This window comes from Streptomyces sp. SID486 (genome assembly GCF_009865385.1).
GTDB lineage: Bacteria > Actinomycetota > Actinomycetes > Streptomycetales > Streptomycetaceae > Streptomyces.
Genome location: NZ_WWJT01000526.1, coordinates 1 through 5647, shown reverse-complemented (window position 1 = coordinate 5647; position 5647 = coordinate 1). Strand labels below are relative to the sequence as shown.

The window sequence follows — 5647 nt, the reverse complement described above, 5'->3', positions numbered from 1 at the left end:
GCCGCCACCGAAGCTCGCGCGACGGCGGTCGCCAAGCGCCGGCAGGAACTCGCCGAGGCCGCCCGCAAGGCGGCGGAGACGGCGAAGCAGAACAGGCAGAACGGCGTCGACCCGACCGCCGGCGGCGACAACGACAAGGTCGACAGCCCCGACGGCTGGGGCAGCAAGGACGACTGGCGGGACTTCGCGCAGCTCCTGAACGCGGTCAGTGCCGTCTCCGGCACCGCGGCCGCGATCAGCCTGCTGATTCCGCCGCCGTTCGGCGAGGCCGCCGCGGGCGTGTTCGGAACCATCTCCTGGGTCACCGGTATCGGCTCGGCCGTCATCACCGGCTTCACGGACGGATGGACCTCCGACGCGTTCTTCGGCTCCGTCGCCGGCCTCGCGGTCGGTGCCCTCACCGGCGGCTTCGCCCTGGGCAAGATCAAGGTCCCGGGCATGTCCCAGGCCATCGAGTGGGGCGCGCAGGGCCTGAAGAGCGGCACCGTGATCGCCTCTCGGATCGGCCATGAGATGGTGGGCCCGGCGGTCACCTACGCGACCACGGCATGGGACTCGGCCGGTGACGCCGTGTCGGGCATCGGAGACGCCATCTCCGACGGTTGGGACTCACTCTTCTAGGACTGCCCATGTTCCTGTCGCTGTCCACCAGCGCCTGGATCCTCATCGCGGCGGGGGCGACCGTCGTCAACCTCGCCGCGATGCAGTGGATCATCCAGATTCCGAAATACCGGAAGAAGCAGTTCTGGGTGCCGGTCGTCGGCCTCGTCGCACTGGGCGCGCGGGGCCTGGCCCAGCACAACACGCTGGCCGAGACCCTCTATCTCTACGCGGCTGTCCTGATCATGTTCCCCCTCATACTGGCCCCCGTGCGCGGCACGATCACCCGGGACTACTACCGGTGGGTCGAGGACCCGCTGACGAAGGCCAGCAAGGGCGCGATGACGTGGATCGCCGTCTCGGCGACGATCCTGATGATCGCGATCGGCGCCGGTTACGCGGCGGGCGCGTAGAGGCCGGCGGCGGACGTGTAGGGGCCGACGGCGTACGAGTAGGGGCCGTCGGCGGCCGTGTAGAGGCACCCGACCATCGGTCGGGCTGGGCGCGCGTCCCGCCCGGCCGGTGAATCGGTACGGGGCGGCCACGGGCCGGACGGACCGCTTCGAGAAGAGCCGGACGATCTCCCCGAGCCCGGTTCTGGCAGGAGGCTGACGATCCGGCCTCTCCGGCCTGCGGTGGGCGAACCGTCGGAACTTCTCTGCCGCTCCGTTGTGGGCGGACAGAGAGGAGGGGCCACGTCCCCGAGAAACATCGACGCAGCCCTTCGCAGCCAGGCCGTGCGGCTGGTGACAGAGCACCGCAGCGAGTACTCCTCCGAGCGTGCGCTGCGGGTCCAGGCCGCCGGGTCCCTCGGTGTCTTACGGGAGTCCGTGCGGCGCTGGGCGATGCGGCACGAGATCGACGCCGGGGCAGGCCGAGGGCGTGAGCACGGACGAGCGCGCGGAACTGCACAGGCTGCGCGCGGAACTGCATCGACCTCACTGCCTTGAATCAGGGTGGGTCGAAGATCGAGCCGAGGGACATGCCGTGGACTCGATCCTCACTGCCGTGAATCAGGATGGGTTGAAGATCGCGGCACGAACCTTGCGGGCCTGGTGCGCCCCGGCAGGGCCTTCCGGCTTCCGGGCTGCTGTGGCAGGTCGCGGCGGACCAGCGCCTGAGCGAACGGTTCTCCGGTGGCTCGGGCGTAGGCCATCCGCTCGCGCACCTCGCTGAGGGTGCGTGGGCGGTAACCGGGGCCGCCGCAACAGCTCTTGTGGAAGCGCACACCGGCGTGCAGCAGTACGGAGAGGGTGCGCCAGGCGGCGGTGTCCCGCCTCTTGGGTGGCGCGAAGGCGGAGCCGACGTGGATCAGCGGTTCGGCGCAGCGTGGACAGACCCAGTCGTGGTCGTGGTAACCGGGGTAAGGCTGCTTGTACGAGGCCCGGCAGGGCAGACAAACGTACGAGGTCTTTCCATGGGCCATGTGGAGAGGGTAGAGCCGCCGCGGGGTCGGGCTCGACAGGTTTCGGCATGCTGCGCAGACTCTTCGGCAAAGGTGGGGGCGGCGACGGCCGACCGTACTTGCTTCCACTCGAGGTCGCGGAGTTACGCGTCGATGGCGTCAGCAGCATTCCCGGCGGCCGGCTTGCTGCTCTCCTTGGGTACCGTGCGGCCGTCGTCCGCGAGGAGACTCGCGCCGACGACGAGGACCTTCGGGCGCCGGCCGACACGACGGCCAACCTCGCGCGCAGGGCGACGAACGTCCTTCACTTTGCCCATCTCCTCAGAATCACCGCTGCTCAGGATGAGTTGCCCGTGTTGGCTCCGGTCAGCGGGCTCCAGTGAAGCCCGCATCAGGCCCCCAAGCGGTCGACCAGCTTCTCGTACCCGCGCCGGACCAGCTCGCCCCTCGCGGGCATCTCGCACAGCTCCCCATCTGTGCCCGCAGCACGCATGTGTGCCATACGTGTGCTGCGAGTGCGAAGCCCCTCCCGACCAACGGACGGAAGGGCATCTGACCAGGTATTTCCCTGCGTTCCCGGCAGGGATCGAACCTGCGACACCCGCTTTAGGAGTTCGATCCGGACACGCCTCGGCTGCGGCAGGCGCTTGGTGGGACGGCCGGCCGGAGTCGCTGGCGCACGCCCTCGTCCGGTTTTGTTGATGTCAGCCGCGGATGTCAGAAGCGTTCTGATCCGTGGCTCTTGCCGGTCGCCAAAGACGATGGTGTCCCACCAAGTGGTGTAACGGCGATCTCCGCGTGGCCCCTGGTCATGGGACGGCTACCGGACCAGAACGGTCTGTTGTGTCCCTTCTGGGGCGCTCTTTCGGTGAAGTGGCAGCCGTGGCAAGCCGGTGCGGCTAGCGCAGCAGCCACGCCGCGTGTTTGTCCCGGGCTGCCTGGGCGAGGACTCCGCGGAGTGCTTCCCTTGTCCGGCCGCGCGTCTTGACGGCGTGACAGTTCGAGCAGAGGGCGACCATCTGTGAGGGGTGGTCACGGCCTCCGGCGGCGATCTCTTCTACGTGGTCGACTTCGAGGATCGGCCGCCCGTCGTCGGTCACGTCGTCCGGCTGTCCGGGACACCAGGGGTTCTCGCACCGGCCGTCGCATCTGATGAGGACGGCTTCGCGGGCTTGCGAGATACGCACCGGGCGGGAGTTGGTACCGCTGGAGCGCCTTCCTCTTGTGGCAGCCTCACGACGCTCGGCTGCCTCAACGAGTCTGCGGTACTCGGTGCCCCGGTTTGGATGCGGCGCCGGTTCCGCGCGGGGCGGGGGGTACGTCAGGCACTCGGGCAAGCCGCTCGCATCGGGCGTGCCGAAGTGAGCCGATCGCCCACCGTCAACCCCCGGTAGTCCAGCTCCACCTGTCGACAACCAGCGTGCGTGGCCTTGCAGAGGTAGGGGAGGGCGCATGGCAGGCGGCACCCGTGCCTCACGTGCACGCGGTCAGTACATCCGGCGCACCTCCCCGATGTGCACGCTTTCCAACTGTGTCGGGTGGGTTTATGGGTTGTGTGTGGGGGGCGTTCACCTACGTTCGTGGGTGGTTCGGCACCAGGCTGGGATCAGCTCTGGGTCTCGGCTGAACACCGGTGAACTGGGCTGAATGAGACGCAAACTGAGAAGGACCTGTCCGACGGTCGTTGTCAGTGGCCTCGCCTAGTCTCCGGCCATGAGCATGATCGGTGAGTACCTGCGCGTCACGGCTACTGAACTTGGCCGAGCGATCCAAGAGCCCGACTGGGCTTTGGGCTTCGTCGAAGAGGTCCAGGACGCCGAGGAGGAGACGGAGCCTGCGCCGGCCGAAGCGCGCCACTTCAGCACGTACAAGACCTGGGACATGCTCCGCTTCCTACTGGCACGTGCTGAGTTCCCCGTGAACGTGATCCACGGTGAGGAGCCGTTCGCCGAGGACGAGGACTGGGGATACGGGCCTCCGAGGTACCTGCGGCCTGAGCGGGTCCAGCTCGCAGTAGAAGCTCTGCGGGCCACCAGCTATGCCCAGCTCATCAGTGGCGTGGATCCTGCTGAACTGACTAGCGCCGAGGTGTACCCGCTCGGATGGAGTGAGCCGGGCTCGCTGGAGTGGGGACGTCCTTGGTACGACGGCCTCACACAGTTCTTCGAGGCTGCTGCCAGGGCGAAGGACGCGATGCTGGTCTGGCTGGACTGACCGGCCACGACAGCGTTGAGCCCTCATCTTGGGAAGCTAAGGGCAATCTACCGCTCCTTCACCCGCGTCGCGTAGTCGGCCGGCCTCCGCGTCATCCGGCTGCACGATGCCCGGCACGGCACGGCCACCCTCCTCACGGCGGCCGGGGTCGCGCCCCGCGTCGTGATGGAGATCCTCGGGCACTTCCAGATCAGCATCACCATGGACGTGTACACGCACGTCGTCCAGACACCCAGCGTGAAGCCATGAGCCACATGGACCGGCTCCTCAGGAAGAGGCGCCCCGGTCGGGACTGACCTCCCGCGTTGATGTCAAAAGTAGATGTCAAAGGCCCCGAACCATGATCGGTCCGGGGCCTTTCCCTTGTGCCCCCGGCAGGATTCGAACCTGCGACACCCGCTTTAGGAGAGCGGTGCTCTATCCCCTGAGCTACGAAGGCGGGGATGTGTGGGCAAAGGTGTCGGAAATCCGCCCACATCGGACGGACCTCGACTCCTGAGGGCCCCAGACATCCTCAGGGCGCCCCACCAGAGTGGTGCACCGCGCACAGTCTAGCGGTTGCGGCAGCGCACCGAGGCGTGAGGCCCTGCTGTTGTGTGGCCACGCCCCTGTGTGCCGCGCCCCCTATATCGGCCGGCGGAGCGTGTCGTGCGGTGACGGGCACCGGCCGGGCTCGTGGCTACCGTGTCCGGCGGGTGATGCCGAGGGCCACGGAGTTCTTGGCCTAAAGGTTGTCCCGTAACCGGTGGGGCGGTTGGTGCGTTGGCTGGGTATGGGTGGGGTGATCTCAGCAGATGATCCGAAGTGGATCGAGCCGTTCTCGGGGCTGACCGAGGTGCAGTTCGCCAGGCTGGTGGCACTGGTGCGGCGTCGAGGCGGTGACGTGCAGCGGGGCCGGCCGTGGCGGCTGTCGCTGGAGGACCGGGTGCTGCTGGTGGCGACATACTGGCGCACGAACCTCACGTTGCGGCAGGTGGCGCCGTTGTTCGGCATCTCGAAGTCGGCCGCCGACCGCGTCCTCGATCACCTGGCACCTCTACTGGCCCTCTCGCCGGCACGCCGTCCGCGCAAGGACACCGTCTACATCGTGGACGGCACCCTGGTGCCCACCCGCGACCGCAGCATCGCCGCATCCAGCAAGAACTACCGCTACTCGACCAACCTTCAGGTCGTCATCGACGCCAACAGCCGCCTGGTGGTGGCGATCGGCCTGCCGCTGCCCGGCAGCCGCAACGACTGCCGGGCGTTCACGGAGTCCGGCGTCGACCGGGCCTGCCGCGGCACCCCGACCATCGCCGACGGCGGCTACCAGGGAACCGGCCTGCTCATCCCGCACCGAAGACGACGAGGCCAGAGGCACCTCAGTCCGGAGCAGGAAGCGGAGAATGCTGTCCACCGCCGGGCGCGAGCACGTGTGGAACACGCCCT

General features: G+C 68.1%; 6 protein-coding genes, 1 tRNA gene and 2 pseudogenes. 6 read left to right on the top strand and 3 right to left on the bottom strand.

What is annotated here, in order from left to right; translation table 11 throughout:
• Both GT045_RS24270 and GT045_RS24265 read left to right on the top strand, forming a co-directional pair.
• Positions 1-621: pseudogene (locus tag GT045_RS24270) on the top strand (hypothetical protein); the annotation flags it as partial.
• Positions 622-629: 8 nt separating this feature from the next.
• Positions 630-1013 carry a hypothetical protein gene (locus GT045_RS24265; RefSeq protein ID WP_161296012.1) on the top strand — a complete coding sequence of 128 codons (384 nt, stop codon included), beginning with the start codon at positions 630-632 and terminating at the stop codon, positions 1011-1013.
• A 587-nt stretch (positions 1014-1600) separates the two neighbouring features.
• On the opposite strand, the gene GT045_RS24260 is transcribed toward GT045_RS24265, so the two are convergent.
• Positions 1601-2026 (bottom strand): deoxyxylulose-5-phosphate synthase, encoded by a 426-nt coding sequence (locus GT045_RS24260; RefSeq protein ID WP_237538840.1) that lies wholly within the window; start codon positions 2024-2026, stop codon positions 1601-1603.
• Positions 2027-2073: 47 nt separating this feature from the next.
• Here GT045_RS24260 and GT045_RS24255 point away from each other — a divergent pair, with 47 nt between their 5' ends.
• Positions 2074-2388, top strand: a complete 315-nt coding sequence (locus GT045_RS24255) for a hypothetical protein (RefSeq protein ID WP_161335434.1) — start codon at positions 2074-2076, stop codon at positions 2386-2388.
• A 516-nt stretch (positions 2389-2904) separates the two neighbouring features.
• Here GT045_RS24255 and GT045_RS40755 read toward each other — a convergent pair.
• Positions 2905-3192: an HNH endonuclease signature motif containing protein gene (locus GT045_RS40755; RefSeq protein ID WP_161335433.1), complete on the bottom strand. Its 288-nt coding sequence runs from the start codon at positions 3190-3192 to the stop codon at positions 2905-2907.
• Between the two features lie 526 nt (positions 3193-3718).
• On the opposite strand from GT045_RS40755, the gene GT045_RS24245 reads away from it, so the two are divergent.
• Both GT045_RS24245 and GT045_RS24240 read left to right on the top strand, forming a co-directional pair.
• Positions 3719-4219: a YfbM family protein gene (locus GT045_RS24245; RefSeq protein WP_202528915.1), complete on the top strand. Its 501-nt coding sequence runs from the start codon at positions 3719-3721 to the stop codon at positions 4217-4219.
• A gap of 45 nt (positions 4220-4264) precedes the next feature.
• Positions 4265-4515, top strand: a pseudogene (locus GT045_RS24240) (tyrosine-type recombinase/integrase); the annotation flags it as partial.
• A gap of 70 nt (positions 4516-4585) precedes the next feature.
• On the opposite strand, the gene GT045_RS24235 reads toward GT045_RS24240, so the two are convergent.
• Positions 4586-4658 (bottom strand) — tRNA-Arg (locus tag GT045_RS24235).
• Positions 4659-4991: 333 nt separating this feature from the next.
• On the opposite strand from GT045_RS24235, the gene GT045_RS24230 reads away from it, so the two are divergent.
• Positions 4992-5647, top strand: a 656-nt coding sequence (locus GT045_RS24230) for a transposase (protein WP_161333833.1), incomplete at its 3' end; no start/stop codon positions are given.